General features: G+C 74.5%; 19 protein-coding genes. 6 read left to right on the forward strand and 13 right to left on the reverse strand.

The features are described from left to right. Positions 1–20: 20 nt before the first annotated feature. Together ABZ234_RS03085 and ABZ234_RS03090 are read right to left on the reverse strand one after the other, a co-directional pair. Complete coding sequence (locus tag ABZ234_RS03085) at positions 21–2,495, reverse strand: GH92 family glycosyl hydrolase (RefSeq protein ID WP_355010778.1); 2,475 nt, start codon at positions 2,493–2,495, stop codon at positions 21–23. Positions 2,496–2,898: 403 nt separating this feature from the next. Then, entirely contained in the window at positions 2,899–4,539 is a 1,641-nt protein-coding gene (locus tag ABZ234_RS03090) for a family 10 glycosylhydrolase (RefSeq protein ID WP_355010779.1), read from the reverse strand. A gap of 558 nt (positions 4,540–5,097) precedes the next feature. Here ABZ234_RS03090 and ABZ234_RS03095 point away from each other — a divergent pair. Both ABZ234_RS03095 and ABZ234_RS03100 read left to right on the forward strand, forming a co-directional pair. Further along, entirely contained in the window at positions 5,098–5,823 is a 726-nt protein-coding gene (locus tag ABZ234_RS03095; RefSeq protein WP_267949817.1) for a hypothetical protein, read from the forward strand. 36 nt (positions 5,824–5,859) lie between these two features. Further along, positions 5,860–6,285, forward strand: a complete 426-nt coding sequence (locus tag ABZ234_RS03100; RefSeq protein WP_355010780.1) for a hypothetical protein — start codon at positions 5,860–5,862, stop codon at positions 6,283–6,285. Between the two features lie 79 nt (positions 6,286–6,364). Here the strand turns inward: ABZ234_RS03100 and ABZ234_RS03105 are convergent, their stop codons facing one another. Further along, entirely contained in the window at positions 6,365–6,931 is a 567-nt protein-coding gene (locus ABZ234_RS03105) for a type I-E CRISPR-associated protein Cas6/Cse3/CasE (RefSeq protein ID WP_267949815.1), read from the reverse strand. Positions 6,932–7,200: 269 nt separating this feature from the next. Next, positions 7,201–8,238: an LLM class flavin-dependent oxidoreductase gene (locus tag ABZ234_RS03110; protein WP_352982782.1), complete on the reverse strand. Its 1,038-nt coding sequence runs from the start codon at positions 8,236–8,238 to the stop codon at positions 7,201–7,203. A gap of 1,229 nt (positions 8,239–9,467) precedes the next feature. Here ABZ234_RS03110 and ABZ234_RS03115 point away from each other — a divergent pair. Together ABZ234_RS03115 and ABZ234_RS03120 are read left to right on the forward strand one after the other, a co-directional pair. After that, positions 9,468–10,823, forward strand: coding sequence for an OFA family MFS transporter (locus ABZ234_RS03115; RefSeq protein ID WP_344183733.1), 1,356 nt, complete (start codon positions 9,468–9,470; stop codon positions 10,821–10,823). Between the two features lie 83 nt (positions 10,824–10,906). After that, positions 10,907–11,041, forward strand: coding sequence for a hypothetical protein (locus tag ABZ234_RS03120; RefSeq protein WP_267949813.1), 135 nt, complete (start codon positions 10,907–10,909; stop codon positions 11,039–11,041). Between the two features lie 104 nt (positions 11,042–11,145). Here the strand turns inward: ABZ234_RS03120 and ABZ234_RS03125 are convergent, their stop codons facing one another. After that, on the reverse strand, positions 11,146–12,174 hold the full coding sequence (locus ABZ234_RS03125) for a DMT family transporter (RefSeq protein WP_355010781.1): 1,029 nt from the start codon (positions 12,172–12,174) through the stop codon (positions 11,146–11,148). Positions 12,175–12,199: 25 nt separating this feature from the next. Here ABZ234_RS03125 and ABZ234_RS03130 point away from each other — a divergent pair, with 25 nt between their 5' ends. Then, positions 12,200–13,615 (forward strand): PLP-dependent aminotransferase family protein, encoded by a 1,416-nt coding sequence (locus ABZ234_RS03130; RefSeq protein ID WP_355010782.1) that lies wholly within the window; start codon positions 12,200–12,202, stop codon positions 13,613–13,615. 30 nt (positions 13,616–13,645) lie between these two features. Here the strand turns inward: ABZ234_RS03130 and ABZ234_RS03135 are convergent, their stop codons facing one another. Together ABZ234_RS03135 and ABZ234_RS03140 are read right to left on the reverse strand one after the other, a co-directional pair. Continuing rightward, positions 13,646–14,368 (reverse strand): DNA alkylation repair protein, encoded by a 723-nt coding sequence (locus tag ABZ234_RS03135; RefSeq protein ID WP_355010783.1) that lies wholly within the window; start codon positions 14,366–14,368, stop codon positions 13,646–13,648. A gap of 136 nt (positions 14,369–14,504) precedes the next feature. Beyond that, positions 14,505–15,404 (reverse strand): virginiamycin B lyase, encoded by a 900-nt coding sequence (locus ABZ234_RS03140; protein WP_355010784.1) that lies wholly within the window; start codon positions 15,402–15,404, stop codon positions 14,505–14,507. A gap of 412 nt (positions 15,405–15,816) precedes the next feature. Between ABZ234_RS03140 and ABZ234_RS03145 the strand changes: the two genes are divergently transcribed. Further along, complete coding sequence (locus ABZ234_RS03145) at positions 15,817–16,164, forward strand: DoxX family protein (RefSeq protein ID WP_267949808.1); 348 nt, start codon at positions 15,817–15,819, stop codon at positions 16,162–16,164. A gap of 49 nt (positions 16,165–16,213) precedes the next feature. Here ABZ234_RS03145 and ABZ234_RS03150 read toward each other — a convergent pair whose 3' ends face one another. The 6 genes from ABZ234_RS03150 to ABZ234_RS03175 all read right to left on the reverse strand — a co-directional run bounded on the left by ABZ234_RS03150 (position 16,214) and on the right by ABZ234_RS03175 (position 22,706). Then, a complete protein-coding gene (locus tag ABZ234_RS03150) occupies positions 16,214–17,719 on the reverse strand; it encodes a sodium:solute symporter (protein WP_355010785.1) in 1,506 nt (501 codons plus the stop codon). Between the two features lie 81 nt (positions 17,720–17,800). After that, positions 17,801–18,979: an anhydro-N-acetylmuramic acid kinase gene (locus tag ABZ234_RS03155; RefSeq protein WP_355010786.1), complete on the reverse strand. Its 1,179-nt coding sequence runs from the start codon at positions 18,977–18,979 to the stop codon at positions 17,801–17,803. A 212-nt stretch (positions 18,980–19,191) separates the two neighbouring features. Beyond that, positions 19,192–20,352 carry an oxygenase MpaB family protein gene (locus tag ABZ234_RS03160; RefSeq protein ID WP_267949805.1) on the reverse strand — a complete coding sequence of 387 codons (1,161 nt, stop codon included), beginning with the start codon at positions 20,350–20,352 and terminating at the stop codon, positions 19,192–19,194. 22 nt (positions 20,353–20,374) lie between these two features. Further along, entirely contained in the window at positions 20,375–21,427 is a 1,053-nt protein-coding gene (locus ABZ234_RS03165) for a polyprenyl synthetase family protein (protein ID WP_355010787.1), read from the reverse strand. Beyond that, positions 21,420–21,701, reverse strand: coding sequence for a hypothetical protein (locus ABZ234_RS03170; protein ID WP_355010788.1), 282 nt, complete (start codon positions 21,699–21,701; stop codon positions 21,420–21,422). The genes ABZ234_RS03165 and ABZ234_RS03170 overlap by 8 nt, the downstream gene beginning before the upstream one ends. 438 nt (positions 21,702–22,139) lie before the next feature. Next, positions 22,140–22,706, reverse strand: coding sequence for a TetR/AcrR family transcriptional regulator (locus ABZ234_RS03175; RefSeq protein WP_355010789.1), 567 nt, complete (start codon positions 22,704–22,706; stop codon positions 22,140–22,142). Positions 22,707–22,767: the final 61 nt, after the last annotated feature.

Here is a 22,767-nt window from a genome sequence, read left to right on the forward strand (position 1 = left end):
GGAGCGGGCGCGGGCCCGTGTCAGCGGTCGACCGGCAGGTCCTCCGCGCCGGTGGCCCATCCGGTGTTCGGCTGTGCGCCCAGGACGTGGGTGAGGGTCCCTCCCCCGGTGGTGAAGTCCTCCGGGAGCCACGAGCGGCCGTACGGCTCGCCGTCCAGGCGCACCGAGTCGATGTAGACAGCGTCCGGACCGGCGTTGCGGGCGACCACGGTGATCGGCGGGCGCCCCTGCGGAGCGATCCGCGCGTACGGGAACACGGGGCTGGACAGCAGCAGTTCGCCGCGTCCGGGCGCCTGCGGGAAGAGCCCCAGGCTCGCGAAGACGTACCAGGCGGACATGGTCCCGAGGTCGTCGTTGCCCGGGAGCCCGCTCGGCCCCGTCCCGTACTGGGAGGCGGCGATCTCGCGCACCGTCTCCTGGGTCTTCCACGGTTGGCCGAGCGCGTTGTACAGCCAGGGGGCGTGGATGCCGGGCTCGTTCGTGGGGTCGTAGCGGAGGGGGTCGCCGCCGCCCACCGACCACTCGCCGCCGGGGGTGCGGAAGAACCCGTCCAGGCGTGCGGCGGCGGCCCCGCGCCCGCCCATCGCCTCGGCCAGGCCGCCGACGTCGTGCGGCACCATCCAGGTGTAGGTGGCGCTCGTGCCCTGGGCGAAGCCGGTGTCCCGGGCGGGGTCGAACGGGGTCACCCACGAGCCGTCGGCGTCGCGCGCCTGGACGTACCCGGCGCCGGGGGTCGCGTCGGGGTTGAACACGTTGCGCCAGTACCCGCCGCGCTCGGCGAAGGCTGCGGCGTCGGAGCCGCGTCCGAGCCGGGCCGCCCACTGGCCCAGGGAGTGGTCGGCGACGGAGGCCTCCAGGGTCTCGGCCGCCCCGCCCCAGCAGTGGCAGTCGTCCTGGGGCGCGTAGTGGAGTTCGAGGTAGCGCTCCAGGTGCGGCCGCTGGCCCTCGCACTGGCCGGGGCACCCGGCGTCGGACAGCCCGTCGGGGTGCGGCTCGGTGGCCTGCGCACGCAGCGAGTCGTAGGCGGCCCGGGTATCGAAACCGTCCACGCCCATGGCGGCGAACGTGGCCAGGGTCGCGGCGGAGGGGTCGCCCGTCATCACGTGGGTGGGCCCGTTGATGTGGACCCAGCGGTCCCACACCCCTCCGTTCTGCTCGGAGAAGTTCAGGAGGGACTGGGCGAAGTCGCCGGCCACCTCCGGTTCCAGGAGCGCCAGCAGCTGGATCTGCGCACGGTACTGGTCCCAGCCGGAGAAGTTCGTGTACTGGGCGCCCTGGTCGCCGGTGATGCGGTGGGGTTCGCCGTCCATGCCGGGGTAGCGCCCGTCGACGTCGCTGACCAGGTTGGGCTGGAGCAGGGAGTGGTAGAGGGCGGTGTAGAAGGAGGTGAGCCGGTCCTCGGCCCCGCCGCCGACGCGGACGGTGCGCAGGCGCCGGTTCCACGCCTCCTCCGCCTCCGCGGCGACCGCGTCCACGTCCGCGCCCTCCCCTTCCGGGATCTCGGCGGCCAGGTTCTCCTCGGCCCCGTGCGCGTCCACGTAGGAGATCCCCACGCGCACGCCCACGGTCGCGCCCTCCTCGAAACCGACGTAGCCGCCGGAACCGGCGCCCCGGCGGGCGGCCCTGTCGTAGCCCTCCCCGCCCGACGCGGTCGTTGCGCCCTCCCGGAGTTCGCCGTCCTCCCAGGTGCCGACCTCGGTGAACGGGGTGTCGAAGTGCGCGGTGAAGTGCAGGCGGTAGTACGACCTTCGGTTGTTCTCCCCGCCGTTGGCCCGCTGCCCGCAGAAGGCGCCCGTCAGCACGGAGCCGGACACCGTGCGCGCCTCCTCGTCGATGCTGATCTCGGCGTCCTCGCTGCCGTTGAGCGAGTTGGAGGCGCGGAAGAGCAGGTTCGCGGGGACGCCGTCGGGGAAGGCGAACTCGCCCGCGCCCGCCCGGTCGGTGACGGACAGGTCGGTGCGCACCCCGTTCTCCAGGGTGACGGTGTAGCGGCCCGGGGTGGCGGACTCGTCCGCGTGGTCGAAGTCGCTCGCGTAGACCTCGTCCGCGCTGTCCGCGCTGGGCGAGGTGTCCACGGGCACGGTGACCGGCATGATCGGCACGTCCCCCGCCGCTCCGGGATGGCACCCGGCGCCGTTGACGTGCGTGAGCGCGAACCCCCGGACCCGGGTGGCGTCGTAGGCGTAGCCGTTGGCGGCCCCGGTGTCGGTCTGGTCGCCGCGGGTCGTGGTGGGGCTCCACGAGACCATGCCGAACGGCCGCACCGCGCCGGGGTAGGTGTTGCCGCCGCCGGAGGTGCCGATGAACGGGTCCACGTACCGTGCGGGCGAGCCGACGGCCGAGGGTCCGGGCGCCGGGGCGGCGGTCGCCGGGACGGGGAGGAGCAGGGCGGCGCCCACGGCCAGGGCGAGGACCGGGGCGAGCGGGCGCGGGAGGCGGCGGGCGCCGCGGGGGACGGCGGGTCCCGTGCCGCGGGTGTGTGCGGGGGAGGTCATCCTGGGCTGGATCCTTACGCGGGGGTGGCGGACGGCTCCGGTGAGTGTGCCCCACGGGGGCGTGGGAGGCCAGACCCCGTTCCGTGAGTTGGCGCGGTCTTCGCCGCCCCGTGGCCGGGGCGTCACGGACGCCTCCGGCCCGCCGCCCGCGTGTCACGCGGGCCCCGGCTCACCGGCCGCGGGGCCGGGCGCGGGGCCGGGCGCGGGGCCGCAGCCGGGGCGGGGTCCGGGGCACGCCGGGAGCCGCCGCGGCCGGGCCGGTCGGAGACCGGCGACGGGCCAGCGGGACGGGGTCCGGCGACGGGCTCGCAGGAGGGGCCTGGAGGGACGGGCCCGGGAAACGTCCGGGAGCCGTACCGCGGGGCACGGCCCCCGGGCGCCGCTCTTCCGGGGGTGGTCGGTGTCAGCGCACGTAGCGCGGGTTGCTCACACCGCTCTCGTGGTGCAGGCGGTCCAGTGCGGTCACGTAGTAGGTGCGGTCGCCCTCCGCGGCGGGCGCGGTGAAGACCGTCTCCCGGCCCTCGGCGCGGACCGTGCCGACCATGGAGCGCGGGTCCTCGATGCCGCACGCGGCCCCGTCCTTTCCGGGCGGGCCGTCGAAGGCGTAGACCGCGTAGTAGGCGGGGTCCTGGCCGCGCCCCGGCCGGATGGTCAGCTCGGTGCCGCCGTCCCCCCTCACGGCGCGGGTGACCACGGGCTCGGCCGGCGCGGCCCCTCCGAGGTCCTCCTTGACGGGTACCAGTGCGGGGTGGGCGTAGTGCTCGTCCACCACGACGTCCATGCCCGCCCGTGCGTTGGTGGCCAGCGAGGTGGCGCTGAAGTAGACGTCGCCGTGCACGCCGGGGCGGTCGCGGTTGAACTCCAGGTGCCGGGCGAGTTCGCGCGGATCGGACCAGGCTCCCGCGTTGCCCGCCTTGTAGGCGGCCTGGCCGATGTAGAGGTGGGTGCCTGTGCCCTCCGCGACCTCCTCCCACCAGGGGACCAGCACCGCGTAGTCGGCCACCGGCAGGCCGATCTCCCAGTAGACCTGCGGGTTGATGTAGTCGAGCCACCCCTCGGTGACCCACTTGCGGCTGTCCGCGTACTGGCCGTCGTAGGACTGGGAGCCGTTGGTGTCGGAGCCGTCCGGGTCGCTGGAGGCGTTGCGCCAGATCCCGAAGGGGCTGATGCCGAACTTCACGTGGGGTTTGGCGGCGTGCACCGCCTCGCTCATGCCCTGGACCATCAGGTCGACGTTGTCGCGGCGCCAGTCCGCCACGTCGTCGAACCCGCCGCCGTGCTCGGCGAAGGTGTCCTCGTCCGGAATCGTCTGCCCCGCCACCGGGTAGGGGTAGAAGTAGTCGTCGAAGTGGACCCCGTCCAGATCGTAGTTCTCGACCGAGTGCATCATCGCCTCGATCACGAACTCGCGGGCCTCGGGGACGCCGGGGTCGTAGTAGAGCCTGCCCCCGTACTCGAAGGTCCAGTCCGGGTTCTGCCGGGCGGGGTGGTCCTCGACCAGCCGCGCCGGATCGGCGTGCATGGCGACCCGGTAGGGGTTGTACCAGGCGTGGAACTCCAGGTTGCGGGCGTGGGCCTCCTCGACGGCGAACTCCAGGGGGTCGTAGCCGGGGTCGCCGCCCTGCTCGCCGGTCAGCCACTCCGACCAGGGCTCGTACGGGGAGGGCCAGAACGCGTCGGCGGTGGGGCGGATCTGCACGAACACGGCGTTGAGGCCGTCGTCCACCGCCCGGTCGTAGAGCGCGGCGAGCTCGGCCTGCTGCTCCTCGGGGGTGAGCCCCTGCTCGCTGGGCCAGTCGATGTTCTGCACCCCGGCGATCCACTCGGCGCGCATCTGCCGCTTGGGCGGGGCCTGGGGGTCGGTCTCGCACACTCTGTCCGGGGCGCCCGTCCCGGCCCCGCGCGGGGCGGCGCCGGCCGGCGCGGTGGCCAGGGAGGTGGTGAGCACAGCGGCGAGGGCTCCGCAGAGGAGGGCCGTTCGGGGGATCAGAACCGCGGCCCGTGAGGGCCGGGACGCGGTGCGGTTCCGGTGCGGTGGCGCCAACGTGGCTCCTTCCGACTTGTGTCCGCGCGGGCGGAGGGCGGGCGGGGGGCCGGTCGCCGCCCCGGGACAACTGTGCGCGACGGGCAGGTCGCTTTCAGAAGAGAACCTTCATGATTTGCCGAACGAAGGCAAGAGTCCTACGGGAGGTTGATACTCATATGAAAGAAAGAGCCTTATGGGCGTTCTGCCTTGCCCTGCCGACCCGCCGTGTCGGCGGACGGGGGCCGCCCCGTCCGGGGGCCGTGCGGGTGCGGACCGGGGCCCCGCCGACCGGTGCGGACGCGGTCCGGGAGCGGCCGCGGCCGGGCCCTCACCCGACGCCGGGGAACCGCGGCCGGCCATGGGCGGGCCCCCTTCGCCGAACCCCCGCGCACACCCTAGACTGCCCGGGATCCCGGACCTTCCGTTCCCCCGGGCGCGGGCGCCGGAGAGGGCGGGAACGACGTCCCGGCCGCTCCCGGGGCTCGGCGCCCGCCCCGCCGCTCCCCCGCCCGGCGGCGCCCCGCGCCGCATGCGGGGCCGGTCCGTCCCCTCACCCCGTGGAAAGGGCCGTACCCGGTGGACCTCTTGCGCGTCGTCGTCGGCGCGGGCATCTCCGTGCTCCTGTCCTACAGCCTGCCGTGGGCCCGCCGCACCTGGTGGCGGGCCGCGCTGGTGGCCCTCGCCTTCGGGCTGTACGCGCTGGCGCCGCTCCTGCCCGGCTGGGGGCCGGCGCTCCTCCTGCTCGCCTGCCCCGCCATCGCGGTCGCCCTCGCCCGCCTCGCCAGGGGCGACGAGAACGCCCAGACGTCGCCGACCCTGTTCAACGACCGGCCCGGGCTCGTGCTGTGGCCCCTGGGCGCTCTCGTGGGCGCCTGCCTGCTCGGGGCCCTGGTCCACGACGCGTCCGGCTCCGTCGCGCTCGCGGCCCGGCTGTTCGGGGACGACCGCCTCTTCGTCGTCGTCGCCGGGTTCGTCCTCGCGACGTTCATCGGCGGGGAGGTCGTCACGCACCTCCTGCGCCCGTTCACGAAGGCCCTCGACGAGGAGGAGGGCGCGGAGATGAGGTCGCTGAGGGGCGCGGGAGCGGTCATCGGATGGCTGGAGCGCTCGCTGATCTACGCCTTCGTGCTCGCCGGCCGCCCCGAGGGCGCGGCCCTCGTCGTGGCCGTCAAGGCGCTGGCCCGGTTCCCCGATCTGCGGGCCCACCAGAAGGGCTTCGCGGAGTACTTCATGATCGGCTCACTGAGCAGCCTGGGGGTCGCGGCCTTCGTCGGATTCGCGGCCCTCACTATAATGTCGTGAGACGGGTGCGACGCCGCCCGACTCAGGAGGGTGTCTGTGTACCTCAGAGAACACGACCTCGTCAAGAAGGTCCTGTCGCTAGGACTTCCCGAACACGACTTCGTCATCGCCGGCAGCGGCCCGCTCCTGGCCCACGACCTCCGCTGGGAGGTCGGGGACATCGACGTCGTCGCCCGCGGGGCCGCCTGGGAGAGGGCGCTGACCCTGGGCGAGCCCGAGGACGCCCCCTTCGGCGACGGGGTCCGCCGGGTCCTCCTCTTCGACGACCGGGTCGAGATCCTCAACGGGTGGTTCCCCGACATCTGGACGGTCGACGAGCTGATCGACGGCGCCGAGGTGATCGACGGCCTCCGCTTCGCGGCCCTGGACAACGTGCGGGTGTGGAAGACGCTCCTGGGCCGGAGCAAGGACCACCTCGACGTCAAGCTCATCAACGAGTACCTGGAGTCCGTCGCCCGCTGAGGGCGCGTCCCCCTGCCCGGAGCGCCCGCGGTGCCGGCGCCGACACCGCGGCACCGCGGCCCCTCCGGGGTCTCCCGCCCTAGACGGTCGGCGCGGTGCTGGTCAGGAGCAGGCCGGCGCCGGTGCTGCGTCCCGCGCCGATCCCTCCCAGGCACAGCTCCTGGAGCGCCTCGCTGTCCTCCACGACGGCCTGGCCCGTGAAGTGGTATCGGGCGGGCCTGCCGCCCAGCCGCTTCCACCTGGCGGACGTCACCCTCAGCGCGCCCGCCGTCTTGGCCTCGATCCACTCCTGGAACTCCGACTCCTCCAGGGCGACCCGCTTGCCCCGCGGTCGCGGCTCGTCGGCGTCCGCGTCGGCCCCGCGCTGCCCGGTGGGCGCGGCGATCAGCTCCCAGCGGATGGTCTCGCCCTCCGTGTGGCGGGGCGGCGGCTGCATCGTCGCCGCGTACGCGCCGGGGATCTTCCCCCAGGCGGGGGCCGTGTCGGAGCTGACCACGAGCGTGGTCGGGGACACGCGCGCCCACAGCACCCGGGCGTCGGAGTCCGGGTCGGGGTCGACGGCCTCCCGTACGGACCGCCCCATGGACGCCCACTGGTCCATGGGGGTGCTGCGCTTGGGGTTGAGACTGATGCGAGCCAGGTACAAGGATTTCCGATCCGGGTCTCGTCCCCGCCGGGGCGGGGCGTGTGTGCGGGCGCGGACGGCCGGGCCTCCCCCGTCCGCTCTGGATCCTTCACTGTACGAGGCCCGGACGCCTGTTCGTCCCGTTCACCGGGGTGGCGGCCCGGTCGTGGAGCTCCGGCCCCGCCGCACGGCACGGTGGTCCGCTCCCGCCCGGGTGACCCGGCTCCAGGCGGCCCGGTTCCGGACGGCCCGGACCGGGTGGCCCGGTTCCGCACGGCCCGATCCGGTCCTCACGCCCCCTGCCCGCCCCGCCCCGCGGGCGTCCAGCCGAGCAGGGGGCCCAGCCGTGTGGCGGTGTCGGTGAGGATCTGCTCGTAGTCCTCGTACTCGAACGTGAAGGGCAGCGCGAACACGACCTCGTCCACCTGCTGGAACCCGGCGTGCTCCGCCAGCGCCTGCGCGATCCGCTCCGAGCTCCCCACGAGGTCGGGGGCGAAGAGGAGGCGCCCGGGCCCCTGCGGCGCGGTGGTGCGCGCGAGACGGCCCCGCGCGTACTCCTCGTACTTGCGGCGCTGTGCGGGCGTGGCGCTGTCGGTGGGGATCACCACGAGCCCCTGCGAGACGCGCGCCCGCTCCCCGAGCGGGTGGCGCTCGCGGAACCGCAGGATGTGGGAGCGCTGCACGCGGGCGAAGTCGTCGTCCTCCTCGGCCCGGACCACGCTGCTGGTCAGCAGGTTGAGCCCCTGCTCCCCCGCCCACTCGGCGGAGGCCAGTCCGGCCGCCCCGTACCAGACGCGGCCGGCCAGCCCCGGCGAGTGCGGCTGGACGCGCCGCGAGTACGTCTCGATGCCCTCCCTGCCGGAGAACGTGCTGACCGGTTCGCCGCGCAGGTTGTGCAGGAGCCGGGACAGGCGCGTGCGGCCGAAGTCCTCCGCGTCCCAGCTGTCCGGGTAGAGGTGCTGCTTGATGTGGTCGTAGTGGGTGGGAGGCCCCACGCTGACCCCCGGGTTGAGCCGCCCGCCGCTGAGGACGTCGACGGTCGCGAGGTCTTCCGCCAGCCGGAACGGGTTCTCCAGCCCGAGCGGGATCACCGCCGTGCCCAGCTCGATGCGGGAGGTGCGCTGGGTGGCCGCGGCCAGGACCGCGACGGGCGAGGAGATGCCGTGTTGGAGGTGCCGGTCGCGCAGCCAGGCGCTGTCGAAGCCGAGACTCTCCCCGAGTTCGATCATCCGGAGCGTGTTCTCGTGGCCCGCGGCGGGTTCGTCCTCGTCGAACAGGCCGATCGTGAGGAATCCCAGCTTCGAGAGGGGGCGTTCCGGGACGGTCATCGCTTCCACCGCACTTTCCCTGTCTGGACGGTAGGAAGATCCTAGGCAACCGGCCGCCCCGCCGCCCCGTGTGCGACCGTCGCGCGTCCGGTGGGATGGGTCACGCGGCACGTCGGCGCGGGGGCGCGCCGCCACGGCCGCGCAGGCGGCCCGGCGGGCCGGGGGCGCGCGACCGGGACGGTCCCGTCCGGAGGGCGAAGGACGCGGGCCCTCCGGTGCGGACGGGTGCGTCGGGCGGCGGAGAATACCCTCCCCCTTTCCCCACCCCTTTCGCCATTTCCCCCGACCCCTTCCAGGAACGCGCCGAAATCCGCACGCGCACCCACCCGGATTCCACCGATCCGCCTCCGGGAAGGACGCAGGGAATCGGCGCGCCTTTTCCTTTTCCCCGCCTCCCCTCCGGGGAGGGTCCGCCCCGGGAAGGGCGGCGGGCCCCTCGCCGGAGGGGGGCGGTGCGGCGGACCCCCGACCTGGCGAAGGACGGCCTCACGGGCGGTGACGACCCGCGCGCCCGGCCCGAGCCGGACGGAACGCGCGTCCGACCGGCGGCCTCGTGCGAAGGTCCTCAGAAGAGCCCGGAACCCCACGGACCCGCAGCTCAGGGCCCTGCAACAGGGCGCACCCCATCCCTTCGGGACCTCCGGCCCCTCTCGCGCGCGAGAACGGCTCCCCGCGCCTTCGGTCACCCGAGGTCACCCGGGGCGGGCCCCCTCCGCAACAGGGGGCCCGCCCTTGTTCGGCGACATACGCACCTGTACTGTGTCCGCATGTTGTCGAGCCAGCTCAGGCACCCCACGGCGCTGGCAGAAGGACGCAACGGCGTCCTGACGGTGCAGGCGCGCCCTGTTTCCGGGCCCGCGCCCCTCACCGCGACGCGCATAATCGAATTCTTTTTCGGCGCCCCCGGCCCGACGTGCGGAAACCGCATTCCCGTTTCCGTTCCCCAGGACGCGGGAGCCGTCGTGCGGGGTCCCTCCGGCCACCGCGCGCCGACCGGCCCCGCCGCCGGGACCGCCGTCGCGGCGGGAACCCCGGCCCCCGGGGCCGGTCGCGCGCTCTCCGGCGCCCCGCACCGCGTCGGCGGAGGACCGGACCGGTAGCGCCCCCGCGGTCCCTCCCGCCCCCGACGGCGCTCCGCACGAGCCCCCGTCCGGAACGGGACCGCACCTGGAAGACCCGCGCGCGGCAACCGGATACCGCGCGTGCCCGATCAGTGAAGAGGATGGTCCATGCCGTCGTTCCTTGACCGCGAGAGAAGCGTGGCCCCCCCGGGCTACAGCCGGTGGCTCATCCCGCCAGCGGCACTCGCCGTCCACCTCTCCATCGGCCAGGTGTACGCCTTCAGCGTCTTCAAGACCCCCCTGGTCGAACGGTTCGACACCTCGCTGACCGCGATCGGGGTCGTCTTCAGCATCGCCATCGTCATGCTCGGCCTGTCCGCCGCGTTCGGCGGCAAGTGGGTGGAGCGCAACGGCCCGCGCAAGGCCATGTTCGTCTCCGGGGTGTGCTGGGCGGGCGGCTTCCTGGTCGGTTCGCTCGGCGTGGCGACCGGCCAGCTCTGGCTGCTCTACCTCGGCTACGGGTTCCTCGGCGGGATCGGCCTCGGCATCGGGTACATCTCCCCCGTCTCCACGCTGATCAAGTGGTTCCCGGACCGCCCGGGGATGGCCACGGGCCTGGCCATCATGGGGTTCGGCGGCGGCGCCCTCATCGCGTCCCCGCTGTCCTCAGCGCTCCTGGACCGGTACGCCGCGACGCCCTCCGAGGCGATCGTTCCCACGTTCCTCACCCTGGGCGCCGTGTACTTCACGGCCATGATGCTGGGCGCCGCGACCGTCCGGGTGCCGCCGCCGGGGTGGACCCCCGAGGGCGGCGCTCCCGCCCAGGCGCCCCCCGCGCGCGAACAGGTCCAGGACGGCCTCAGCGTGGAGGCGGCCTTCCGCACCCGGCAGTTCTGGCTGCTGTGGATCGTGCTGTTCTGCAACGTCACCGCCGGGATCGGCATCCTCGAGCAGGCCGCACCCATGGTGCAGGACTTCTTCACCGGCGTGGGCCCGGCCGAGGCCGCCGGGTACGTCGGCGTCCTCTCGCTGTGCAACATGCTGGGACGCTTCATCTGGTCCTCCACGTCCGACGCCCTCGGGCGCAAGCGCACCTACATCGGCTACCTGGGGCTCGGCTGCGTGCTGTACCTGGTCATCGCCGTGGCCGGCACGAGTTCCGTGGCGCTCTTCGTGGCGGTCACCGGTGTCATCCTGTCCTTCTACGGGGGCGGCTTCTCGACGATCCCGGCCTACCTGAAGGACCTGTTCGGCTCGTTCAACGTGGGGGCCGTCCACGGCCGCATCCTCACCGCGTGGTCGTGCGCGGGCATCGCGGGGCCGCTGATCGTCAACGTGGTCGCCGACAGCCAGCTCGCGGCGGGCCGTTCGGGCGCCGACCTGTACACCGCCTCCCTGTACCTCATGGTGGCCGTGATGGCGGTCGGGTTCACGGCCAACATGCTGGTGCGCCCGCTGTCCGCGTCCGCGACGCCGACCACGGGAAAGGCCGGCCCGGACCGGTCCCGCGAGGCGGTCGCGTGAGCGCCGGACGGACGCCGGGAGCGCCCGGCGGGCAGGAGGGACTGCAAGCGCCCGGAGGGACCGGGCCGCGGAGGGAGGACCCGGTGGACGGTACGGAACGAGGTGGGCAGACGCTGTCGAAGGCGGCGGCGCTCTTCCTGTGGGCGGTCGTGGTCGTCGCCCTGGGCTACGGGGTGGTGCGGACCGCGGTCCAGGCCGCGGCCCTGTTCACCGGCTGACCGGGAAACCCGTCGCGGGCGCGGCTCCTCCGACCGGAGCGGGGGCGGAGCCGCGCCCGGGACGGCGCCGGGGGCCTCCCGTCCGGGAACCACGCCGGAGGGGTTCACCGCCCCCACGGGGAACGCGCCCCGTGCCCGGACCCTGTTCCTCCGTCCGGTTCGGTCCGGGCCCCGCCCGCTCCGCCGCGGCTCCGCTGCGCCGGGTCGGCCCCCGCCCCGGTCCCGGCCCCCTTCCCCGCGGCCGGCCGCAGGCGGGCGCGGACGGCCGTCGCCGCGCAGGCGATCACCGCCACCCCTCCGAGGACGGTGGGCCAGGTGAGCTGTTCGTGCAGGAGCAGGGCGGCCCAGCCGATGGTCATGACCGGCTGGACGAGCTGGACCTGGCTGACCTGCGCCATCGGGCCGATCGCCAGTCCCCGGTACCAGGCGAAGAAGCCGAGGAACATGCTCACCACCGCCAGGTAGGCGAAGGCCGCCCACTCGGCGGGGGAGCCGCTCGGCGGCCGGTCGGCCACCGCCGCCCCCGTGAGGACGGCCATCAGGGGGAAGGACAGGACGAGGGCCCAGGAGACGGTCTGCCACGCGCCGAGTTCGCGCGCCAGGAGCCCGCCCTCCGCGTAGCCGACCGCGGCCGCGGCCACGGCGCCGAACAGCAGGAGGTCGGACAGGTACGGTCCGCCGAGCCCGCCGTCCTGCAAGGAGGCGAACACGACGGCGGCCACGGCGCCGACGGCCGCCGTGGTCCAGAAGCGGGCCGGGGGCCTCTCGCGCCCGCGGAGCGCCGCCGTCACCGCCGTCGCCGCGGGCAGGAGGGCGATCACGACGGCACTGTGGCCCGCCGAGGCGGAGGTGAGGGCGAAGGAGGTGAGTACCGGGAAACCGACGACCACGCCTCCGGCGACGACGGCCAGGCGGCCCCACTGGCTGCCGCGCGGCAGGCTCTGCCCGGTGCACGCCAGGGCGGCGGCCGCCAGGAGCGCGGCGACGACCGCACGGCCGGATCCGGTGAACAGCGGTGACATCCCGCCGCCCTCGACGGCCACACGCGTGAAGGGGACGGTCAGGGAGAACGCCGTGACCCCGAGCAGGCCCCACAGCAACCCGGCCCGGGAGGATAGCGCTGGTCGCGTCATCTGAGTAGCGCTACTGTTATTCTTCATGAACAACGATAGCAGTTCGCGTATCGTCGCAGGGCTCCGCGCGTGGATCGCCACGGCCCCGCCGGGGGCGAGGCTGCCGTCCACGCGGGCCCTGGTGGCGCAGTACGGGGCGAGCCCGGTCACGGTGCAGAAGGCGCTGCGGACACTGGTCTCCCAGGGTGCCGTGGAGAGCCGCCCCGGGGTGGGGACCTTCGTCCGCGCGGCCCGGGCCGCGCGTCCGCACGACTACGGGTGGCAGACCGACGCGCTCGGCCCGACGGACCGGCTCGCGCCCCGGTCGGCCGCCGCGCTGCGCACCGCCCCCGACGGCGCCGTCGCCCTGCACTCGGGCTACCCCGACCGCGAACTCCTCCCCGAGCGCCTGGTGCGCGGAGCGTTCACACGGGCCGCACGCGGCGCGTCGGCCGTCGCGCGGCCCCCGGCCGCGGGCCTCCCGGACCTCCGGGCGTGGTTCGCGACCGAGCTGGGGGCGGACTCCCCCGCCGGGGTCGCGCCGCCCGCCCCCGGCGACGCCGTCGTCCTGCCGGGGAGCCAGAGCGGGCTCAGCACCGCCTTCCGCGCCCTGGTCGGCGCGGGCCGCCCGCTGCTGGTGGAGTCGCCCACCTACTGGGGGGCGCTCCTGGCCGCCGCGCAGGCGGGAGCACGGGTCGTGCCGGTGCCCAGCGGCGCCGGGGGACCGGACCCGGACTCCCTGGCCCGCGCGTTCGAGCGCACCGGGGCGAGCGCCTTCTACGCCCAGCCGAACTTCGCCAACCCCACCGGGGCGCGCTGGTCCCCGGACCTGGCCGACCGGGTGCTGGACACCGTGCGCCGCTTCGGCGCGTTCCTGATCGAGGACGACTGGGCGCACGACTTCGGGATCGAGGACGGGCCGGCGCCCGTGGCCGCGCGCGACGACGGCGGGCACGTGGTGTACCTGCGCTCGCTGACCAAGAGCGTGTCCCCGGCCGTGCGCGTCGCCGGGGTGGTCGCCCGCGGCCCCGCCCGGGAGCGGATCCTCGCCGACGCCCGGGCCGGGTCCCTGTACGTCAGCGGCGTGCTGCAGGCCGTCGCGCTCGACGTCGTCACCCAGCCCGCCTGGCGCACCCACCTGCGGGGGCTGCGCCACCAGCTGGCCGCCCGGCGCGACCTCCTCGCCGGCGCCCTGCGCGAGCACGTCCCCGCCGCGCACCTGGAGGCGCTGCCCCGGGGCGGGCTGAACCTCTGGGTCCGGCTCCCCGACAGCACCGACCTGCCGCGGCTCGTCGCGGACTGCGAGGACCTCGGGGTCGTCGTCGCCCCGGGCGACGAGTGGTTCCCCGCCGAACCCACCGGCCCCCACCTGCGGCTCAACTACGCCGGACCGGACCCCGGGTCCTTCCCCGACGGGGTGCGCGCGCTCGGCCGGGCGCTCGCGCGCCAGGAGCCGCGCTGATCCTGCGCCGAGGGCGCGGCCCCGCCGCTGTCAGGCCCGCAGCCCCCGGTAGTGGGCGCGCCGGTCCGGCGGGAGCTTCTCGACCGCCGCGCGGAGCAGCGGCCGCGGCGCACCGGCCGCGTGGGCGTCCAGGAAGCCCAGGAGGCGGTCGCGGTCCACGTCCCCGGCCGCACGCAGCATCCACCCGACCGCCTTCTGCACCAGCTCGTGGTCGTCGTGGACGAGGATCCCGGAGAGCGCGAAGGTGTCGTCCAGGTCCCGGTGGCGGATGAAGTGCGCAGTCGCCACGATCGCGGTCCGCCGCTCCCACGGGTTGTCCGAACGTGCCAGGGCGTACAGCACGTCGCGCGGGCGGCCGTTCAGGTGGCGGCCGAGGACGTGGTGCGCGGCCAGGTCGACCAGGTCCCAGTTGTCGACCCGGTCGTGGCGCCGCAGGTACAGCTCCGCCAGGGCCCCGATCTGCTCGGGGGTGGCGCCGCGGTGCCGGGCCTTCTTCTCCATGATGCTCATCGCCCCGGCGCGGGCCTCGTGGACGGGGCTCTCCATGAGCACCTCGATCTGGTCGAGGTCCATGGCCGTGAACTCCTTCGCGAGGGAGAACACGGTGCCCATGCGCACGCCCACGAAGTAGTCGTCCGGGTCCTGGTCGTCGGCGTCGAAGCGGAAGTAGCGCTGGTACTTGCGGAGTTCCCCGTCGTCGCGGTGCTCGTCCAGCCGCTTCAGGAACGCCGCCGCGGTCGGTTCGGAGGCCATGGGCGACAAGATAGCCGACGCCGTGCGCCCGGTCACGGGTCGGTCCTCCGTCCCGGACGGACCGGGTCCGTTACGGCGAGTCGCCGGTGCGGGAACGGACCGCCGCCCCGGGGCCGGGGGCTCCCCGCGCCCGGCCTCAGGGGGCCAGGCGGGCGAGGCTCCCGTTCTCCAGGGCGGCCCACACCGCGCCGTCCGCGGTGACCGCGATCCCGTGGGGTTCGCTGCGGGGGGTCGGCAGGTCGACCAGGTCGATCTCCCCCTCGGCGGTGACGTGCCCGATCCGGTTCGCGCCCCACTCCGTGAACCAGCACCCCCCGGCGGGGTCGGCGGTGATCGCGTGGGGCCGCGAGTCGCGCCGGGGCAGGGGGAACTCCCGGACGTCACCGTCCGGTGTGAGGCGTCCGACCTGTCCGGCGCCGATCTCCACGAACCACAGGGCCCCGTCGGCGCCCGCGGTGATGCCCACGGGCGCCGCGCCGCGGGTGGGGAGGGCGTGGACGGTGACGTGCCCGCCGACGGTGATCCGGCCGATCGCGTCGGCCTGGTTGAGGGTGAAGTACAGGGCCCCGTCCGGCCCTGCGGTGACGAACGACGGGAAGCCGCCCCGGGTCGGCAGGGGGAACCCGGTGATCTCCCCGTCCGGGGTGATGCGCCCGATGCGGTCGGTGTTCATCTCGGTGAACCACAGCGCCCCGTCGGGTCCCGCCGCGATGCCGAAGGGGCGTGCGCCGGGGACGGGCAGCGCGAAGGACCCCGCCTCGCCCTCCGCTGTGATGCGGCCGATCCTGTCGTCCTGGGTGCGGGTGAACCAGAGCGCGCCGTCGGGGCCCGGGGTGATGAGCGAGGGGCCGCAGGTCGCGGAGTCCAGCGGGTACAGGGTCGACGCGCCGTCCGGCGCCAGGCGGGCGATCTGCCCGTGGTGGACGAGCGTGGCCCAGAGGGAGCCGTCGACCGCTCCGGTGACGCCGTAGGGGCCGGCGCCCGGCGCTGCCAGCGGGTGCTCCCGGAGGGTGCGGGCGTGTGCGTGGTGGGTCATGTGGGCCTCCTGTCCGGCGGACCATCGTGGTCGCGGGGCGGGGCGCGCGCAACCGCTTTTCCGCACGCGTGCGCGCCGCGGGCCCCGGCCGCCGGTGCCGGCTCACCCGAGCGCCTTTTGCGCGCGCGTGCGCGCCGCAAGCACTCGGTGGGCTGCGCCGGGTGGGCCGCCCCCGGTGGCGCCTGGCGGGCATGCGGCGGCCGTCGGCCCCTGGGCGCGGCAGGGGCCCGTGTCACGTTGGGGAGCCGGCGCCCGTCAGAAGGGACGAGACACACCTGAGCGACACTTCCCGGAGGTGGAAGGACATGACCCCTCGAACGGCCCGTTCCGACACGGGCGCCACCACGGACGCGCGGGAGCGCGGCCCCCGGCCCCCGGCCGCCACGGCACCGGCGGCGGGCGGGAGGCCGTCATGACCGCCGCCTACATCGCGGTGACCGTGCTCACCGCCGCCGCGAACGGCTTCTTCGCCGTGGCGGACCTCCTCCGCGCCCGGTTCGTCCTCGCCAACTCGGCCGCCGTGGGGGTGCCCGAGTCCTGGCTGACCGCGCTGGGTCTGCTCAAGGGGGCCGGGGCCCTGGGCCTGCTCCTCGGTCTGGCCGGGGTTCCGCTCGTGGGGACGGCGGCCGCGCTCGGCCTGGTCCTGTTCTTCGTCGGCGCGGTGGCCGTGCACCTGAGGGCGCCGGACCTGTCCCTCCTCGTGCCCCTCGGATTCCTCGGAGCGGCGGCCGGCGCCCTGTTCCTGTCCCTCGCCGTGTGAGGGCGACGGGCCGCGTGCGTCCCCGGGCCCCGGGCCCCGCCGGGCGGGGTCAGGGGCTCTCCCCGTCCGGCGTCCGCTCCGGCTCCGCTTCCGGAGCCGGAGCGGGGGCGCTCCCGCGGTGGCGCAGCGACAGCAGGTAGCCCAGACCGAGCACGATGGCCGTGCCGATCGCCGTGTACCACGTGAACCCGACCAGGCCCGGCGCGAAGAGGAAGAGGCAGGCCATCGTCGCGACGGCCGCAGCGAAGGCGACGGCGGCGTCGGCCTGGCGGGCCCGGTGGACCCACAGGCCCAGGAAGAACGCGCCCAGGAGGCCGCCGTAGGTGATGCTGGCCACGGACAGGCCCAGTTCGACGACGGGGGTGTCCGTCCCGGTGAACAACGCCCCCGCACCGACGAACACCAGCCCCCACCCGAGGGTGAACAGGCGCCCGAGCCGCAGCCCCTGGACGTCGGTGAGGGGGCGGCGGGCGAACCGCTCGTAGAGGTCGGCCATGGTGGAGGACGACAGCGCCGACAGGGACGAGGACAGGGTGCTCATCGCGGCCGCCATGATGCCGGCGAGCAGGAGCCCCGACAGGCCCGTGGGCAGCCCCTCGACGATGAACACCGGGAACAGCTCGTCGGAGTTGGCGAGGCCGAGCCGCTCGGTCGAGGCGCCCTCGAAGTAGGAGTACAGGGCCAGGCCGACCGTGAGGAACAGGGCGAACTGGAGGAAGACCACGACGGCGCTGCCGATCACCGCCTTCTGCGCGTCGCGGAGGCTGCGGCAGCCCAGCAGCCGCTGCACGATGATCTGGTCCGCGCCGTGCGAGGCGGTGGAGAGCAGGGCCCCTCCCAGTACCGCGGTGACCGTGGCGTACGGCGAGGAGACCGGGTTCGACGTGAAGTCGAGGAACCGGGTCTTGCCCTCCTCCGCGGCGACCGCGAGGAAGTTCACGTCGAGGCTCTCGACGATGACGACGAGGGCGACGACGCCTCCGAGCACGTACAGCGCCATCTGGAGGACGTCCACCCACACCACCGCCCTGATGCCGCCGATGAGGGTGTAGAGGACGGTGACCCCGCCGAGCAGGGCGATGATCGTGAAGTAGGGCAGTTCGATCCCGTAGGAGTCCAGGACGATCTTCATGGGGATGGCGGCGGCGAACATCCGCACACCGTCCGCGAGGAGCCGGGTGAACAGGAACGTCACCGAGGCCGTGCTCTGCATGCCCCGGCCGAAGCGCAGGCCGAGGTAGGCGTAGGCCGTGGTCATCTCGCCCTGGTAGTACCGGGGCAGCAGCACGAACGCGACGACGACGCGCCCGATGAGGTAGCCGACCGCCACCTGGAGGAAGGTCACGTCCCCCAGGTAGGCCACGCCGGGGAGGCTGATGACGGTCAGGGCGCTGGTCTCGGTGGCCACGACGGACAGGCAGACCGCCCACCAGGGCAGGTCGCGGCCGCCGATGAAGTAGTCGCGTGTGTTGCGCTGGCGGCCGGACAGCCTCAGGCCGAGCCATGCCGAGCACAGCAGGTACACCACGATGACCGCGAGATCGACGGCGTGCACGGGGCGGCTCCGGGAGGTGGGGGGCGGGGCGGGCGGGTCACGGCGCCGGGGTCGGTGCGGCATGTGCGGGGCGGGGCGGGCTCAGGGCGCCGGCGCGTCGACCCTCAGGCGCGCGGGTGCGACGGCCGCCGGTTCGGGCAGCCGGAGCGGTCCGGCCCCCGGGGTGAGGCGGCCGGCGAGCGACGGGCGGCGCGCGCCCGTGCAGCCGGGGAGGGACCCGGCGATCCCGTGCCAGGTGAGGAAGCCGATCAGTGCGAACAGGTAGGCCTCCTTGGCGTCGCTGTCCAGTCCGAGGGCGTCGAACGGCCGGAGCCGCGCCGGTGCGAGCCGGGCGGCGATCCGGTCCATGAGCACCGGGTTGCGCGTGCCGCCGCCGGACGCGAACACGTCGGCGGGCCCGTAGGGCCGCAGCGCGTCCGCGACGGTGACGGCGGTGAGCTCGGCCAGGGTGGCCAGCAGGTCGGCGTCCTCCGGTGTTCCCGCGCGCCGCAGCGCCTCGTCGAGGTGGCCGGGGCCGAACAGCTCCGGACCGGTGGACTTGGGCGGGGCCAGCCCGTAGTACGGCTCGGCGAGCAGGAGTTCGAGCAGGGCGGGGTCGGGGCGGCCGGCCCCGGCCAGGGCGCCGTCGGCGTCGAGGTCGGCGCGCCCGCCGGTCGCCCGGCGCACCGCGGCGTCCATCAGGGCGTTGCCCGGACCGGTGTCGAAGGCCACGGGCGGGGTCCCGTCCCGGACGACGGTGACGTTGGCGATGCCGCCGAGGTTCAGTGCGGCCGCGGGTTCGGCGCGCCCGCCGAGGAGGAGGACGTCCAGCAGTGCGGCCAGCGGCGCGCCCTGGCCCCCGGCCGCCACGTCGGCCGTGCGCAGGTCCGACACGACCGGCAGGCCGGTGGCCCCGGCGATCCACGCGGGCTGGCCGAGTTGGAGGGTCCCGTGCACCGAGGCCCCCTCGGCCCAGTGGAAGAGGGTCTGGCCGTGCGAGGCCACCAGGTCCGCGCGTCCTCCGGCGAGCTCGTCCGCGCCCAGGCGCGCGGCCTCGGCGAACGCCTGCCCGATGCGGGTGTCGAGCCGGCACACGGCCTGCATGGTGGTCGCCGCGGGAGGGAGGGCGTCGCGGAGCTCCTTGCGCAGGTCGGCCGGGTAGGGGACGGTGCGGTGGCCCAGCGGCGCCAGACGGACCAGGTCCGCGTCCAGTTCCAGGCGTGCGGCGGCGACGTCGATCCCGTCGGCCGAGGTTCCGGAGGACAGCCCGAGGACGATCACGGGGCCTCCGCTCCGGGGACGGCGGTGCCCCGGCGGCGCGTTCCGGGCCCCGCCCGGAACGTTCGGACACGTCCGGCAACCATCCGCACCTCCGGTCGCTGTCTGCCCACCAGGCTTATACCGTGTGTGACGCCCGCGTCAATCCCCCTTGTCCGTCCTGTGGACGCGGCCGGGGGCGGCCGACCGCGTCGCGCGGCCGGGACGCCCGGCGCTCAGGTGGGGGTGGGCGGCGGCGGGGTCCAGGGGTGGACCCGGGGGGCGGTGGAGGTGACCCCGTACTCGCCCTTGAGGCGCTCGGGTATCGCGTACTGCATGATCCGGCCGCGGGTGAGGGAGCTGAGCTCCAGGTGGGTGGTGAGGTGGCCGAGGCGGTCCAGGGCCCACGCGCCCAGGGGTGAGCGGTCCTCGATGCGCTCGAGGATCCCGAGCAGGGCGGGCGAGGCCTTGACGGCCGTGTCCCAGCCGGTGCGCGGGACCTGGAGCCAGTCGGCGCAGGTGTCGCCCATGAGGTAGCGGATGAGGGCGGCGACGACCGGGTCCAGGACGGTCCCCGGGACGACCTCCTCGTAGAGCTCGATGAGCCTGCGGGTCAGCAGCGCCCCCTCCTCGGAGGGGCCCATGTGCCGGGTCATGTAGAGGTCGGAGAACCGGCGGCCGGCCGCCGCGTCGGCCGGGGCGTGTTCGGGGCTGATGCCGAGCATCGCACCGACGACGCGCCAGGCGTAGAAGTAGGACTCCGCGCCGTCGGTGGACATGTGGATGCCCAGCCGGTGGAGCGCGTCCAGGACCTGGATGGAGAACATCATCTGGCCGCCGATCATGTCCTCCTGGCAGATCGGCGTGCCGAGGGCCGCCTCGTCCCAGCGCCCCTCGCGGCGCATGTGGTGGCGGATCGAGGCGTGCAGCAGGCGCACCTTCTGCGCGGCGGGGACGAACCGGCTCCCCGCCTCGAACGCGTCGGGCTGCATGAGGTAGACGGTGAACTGCCCCGTCTCCGCCATCCTCCGGGAGGGGTACTCCAGGGCGTGGGTCGCGCTGAGCAGCCTGGCCACGTGCGGCACGACGTAGCAGGCGGGCATCGAGGCGAAGGCCAGGGCGGTCGAGATGTGCACGTTGTTGTCGATGAAGAACAGCCGGGCCTTCTCCATCTCGCCCCAGTCGACCCAGTCCGGCGGTGCGGCGGTGGTGTGCAGGTACTCGCGGGCGACGTCGGGGAGCCCGTCGGGGAGCTCCTGGCCGACCGTGGTGAAGTAGCGCATGAGGGTGTTGAACTTGCCGACCTCGCCGCGCTCGAAGAGCGCGGCCACCGTCGCGTCCGCGAGTTCGTCCCCCATGAGCCGCATCGCGTCCATGGTTTCGTGGGTGTAGGGCATGAGGGCCTTGCCTTTCGACGGTTCAGGACTGGCGGGCCGCGGCCGAGGCGACCATCAGGGACAGGGCCTCGGCGGCCCCGTGCGGGAGGTCCGCGCGGGCGAGGGCGTCGTTCGCGGCCCGCACGCGCAGGGTGATCATCTCCTCGATCCGCTCGGGGGCCCCGGTGCGCAGCATGATCGTCCGCACCCTCTCCAGGCCCTCGCCGTCCAGGCCGCGGCGGCCGAGCAGGCCGCGCAGCTCCCGGCGCTCGGCCGCGGTGGAGGCCGACCAGGTCTCGGCGAGCAGTGCGGTCGGCCGGTTGCCCCGGACGTCGTCGAGGTTCGACTTGCCCGTGCGCTTTGGGTCGCCGAACAGCCCGAGCAGGTCGTCGCGCAGCTGGAACGCCTCGCCCAGGGGGAGGCCGTAGGAGGTGAAGGCCTCCATCAGCGTCCCCGGCGCGCCGGCCAGGGCGCCGCCGATGTGCAGCGGGTGCTCGACCGTGTACTTGGCCGTCTTGTACCGGATCACCTGGAGCGAGCGGGCCGTGTCGGGCGGGGCCCCCGTGCGCAGGACCTCCAGGCACTCCCCGGCGATCAGCTCCCGGGCCATGACCGCCCACAGGTCGCGGGCACGGGACAGGTAGGCGGAGGGCAGGCCGCAGGAGAGGAACATCTGCGCCGCCCAGGCGATCAGCAGGTCCCCGGTCAGCATGGCGAGGGCGCGGCCGCCCGCCTGGGAGCGCGCCCGGCCGCCGAGGGCGGCCCCCAGTGCGGCGTGGGCGCTCGGCACGCCGTGCCGCGTCGGGCTCTCGTCGATCAGGTCGTCGTGGACGACGGCCGCGGCGTGCAGCAGCTCCATCGCGGCGGCGGCGCGGACGAGCGCGTCGCTGTCCGGCTGGCCGGCCGCGCGCCACCCCCAGTAGCAGAACGCGGCGCGCAGGCGCTTGCCGCCGGCCACCGCCACGGACAACTGCTCGGCCACCGGCAGCAGGTCGGCGTCGACGGCGGCGAACCGGTCCGCCTCCTCCCGCACGAACTCCCGGAGCACCGCGTCCACCCTGGTCCGGAGCAGTGCCTGCTCCGGGGTCTCAGGCATCGCCCTGTCCGGTGCGGGAGGCGACCCGCCGTGCGAGCACCTCCATGTGGCACTCGGGCGTCCGACCGTACCTTCGCAGGGCGAGCCGTCCCCGCTCCCGCAGGTCGTCCCGGCCGTCCCGGGCGAGGTCGGCCAGATCGGACCGGCCCAGCAGCGATTTCGCCTGCCGCAGGGCCGCGCCCATGCGGTCGAGCGCGAGGTCGGCCACCCCTGCCGCGACGAGCAGCGGCTCGCCCACGTCCCGGGTCTCCCCGCCGTCACCGGTGTGCACCACGGTGCTCCCCCATCTCCAGACGATACGAAAGGGACGAGGGACCGCAATGGAGAACGTACCGGAAATCCAGGGAAAGAGGAGTCCGGACGGACGGATATCAAATGCGCTTCCCTTGTCGAGCGATCATCTTCCGCCATCGTCGACTTTGTCAACACAATGGTGTTTCCGGACCGAGTACAAGGCGACCGAAACAAGAAGAGAGACCCTGATCAGTCGGGATGGCCTGGAATCCAACAAACACACCCGGAACCCGGCACCGCCCCACCGGCCCCCTTGATGCCATTGACGGAGCCAGCGTCGCTTTTATACGAAATAAGATAAATGTGAATTACGGGGAGCATCGCCGTCCGGCGGAGAAACCCCGTGGGCCGCCCGGCGCGTCACACGGGAAGCGGTGCGACCGGCTCCGGCCCGGGGGCGCCGGGGCGCCCCCACCGCTCACGACAGGACCCTGTCCAGTTCGGCCCGCAGGGCCTCCTCGGCCTCCGGCGCGGAGAGGCCGCCGATCAGCACGCGCATGGACAGGCCGTCGGCGGTGGCGATCAGCGAGCGGGCCGCCGCGCGGGGGTCGGCGAGGCCGGGGGCGATCCCGGCGAGCAGCCGGGCCGCCTCGGCCTCCGCCCCGTCCTTGGCCCCGGCCAGGACTCGGGCCAGCTCCGGGTGGTGGAAACCGGCGGCGACGTACTGGTGGAACACCGAGACCCCGACCCGGTCCGTCTCCGCCCGGGGAACGGCATGGCCGACCAGCCGCCACAGCGCCTCGCGGTCGTCGGCACCGCGGGTGGCCTCGGTATGGAGTCGCGCGGCCTCCGAGAGCATCTCCTCCAGGCCGGCCCGCAGGAGCTCGTCCTTGCTCGGGAACCAGTACTGGATCCGCCCGACCGACGCCCCGGCGGCCGAGGCCACGTTGCGGATGGACACCGCGCCCATGCCGCCCTCCGCCATCACCCGCCACACCGCCCGGATGATGGCGGTCCTTCGTTCGTCCGGCCCGGAGCTGTCCATACCGCCATCATAACCAAGGACAATACGAACGTATTGCCGGGGTGTACACTCGGAGCACGGT

Source organism: Nocardiopsis sp. NPDC006198, from assembly GCF_040613895.1.
Taxonomy (GTDB): Bacteria; Actinomycetota; Actinomycetes; order Streptosporangiales; family Streptosporangiaceae; genus Nocardiopsis; species Nocardiopsis tropica.

Bases quoted from the DNA above. Each gene is read 5' to 3' on its own strand.
- ABZ234_RS03085 (WP_355010778.1), bottom strand. From the start codon at position 2,495: ATGACCTCCCCCGCACACACCCGCGGCACGGGACCCGCCGTCCCCCGC.
- ABZ234_RS03110 (WP_352982782.1), bottom strand. From the start codon at position 8,238: ATGACCGTCCCGGAACGCCCCCTCTCGAAGCTGGGATTCCTCACGATC.
- ABZ234_RS03115 (WP_344183733.1), top strand. From the start codon at position 9,468: ATGCCGTCGTTCCTTGACCGCGAGAGAAGCGTGGCCCCCCCGGGCTAC.
- ABZ234_RS03125 (WP_355010781.1), bottom strand. From the start codon at position 12,174: ATGACGCGACCAGCGCTATCCTCCCGGGCCGGGTTGCTGTGGGGCCTG.
- ABZ234_RS03130 (WP_355010782.1), top strand. From the start codon at position 12,200: ATGAACAACGATAGCAGTTCGCGTATCGTCGCAGGGCTCCGCGCGTGG.
- ABZ234_RS03135 (WP_355010783.1), bottom strand. From the start codon at position 14,368: ATGGCCTCCGAACCGACCGCGGCGGCGTTCCTGAAGCGGCTGGACGAG.
- ABZ234_RS03140 (WP_355010784.1), bottom strand. From the start codon at position 15,404: ATGACCCACCACGCACACGCCCGCACCCTCCGGGAGCACCCGCTGGCA.
- ABZ234_RS03145 (WP_267949808.1), top strand. From the start codon at position 15,817: ATGACCGCCGCCTACATCGCGGTGACCGTGCTCACCGCCGCCGCGAAC.
- ABZ234_RS03160 (WP_267949805.1), bottom strand. From the start codon at position 20,352: ATGCCCTACACCCACGAAACCATGGACGCGATGCGGCTCATGGGGGAC.
- ABZ234_RS03165 (WP_355010787.1), bottom strand. From the start codon at position 21,427: ATGCCTGAGACCCCGGAGCAGGCACTGCTCCGGACCAGGGTGGACGCG.
- ABZ234_RS03175 (WP_355010789.1), bottom strand. From the start codon at position 22,706: ATGGACAGCTCCGGGCCGGACGAACGAAGGACCGCCATCATCCGGGCG.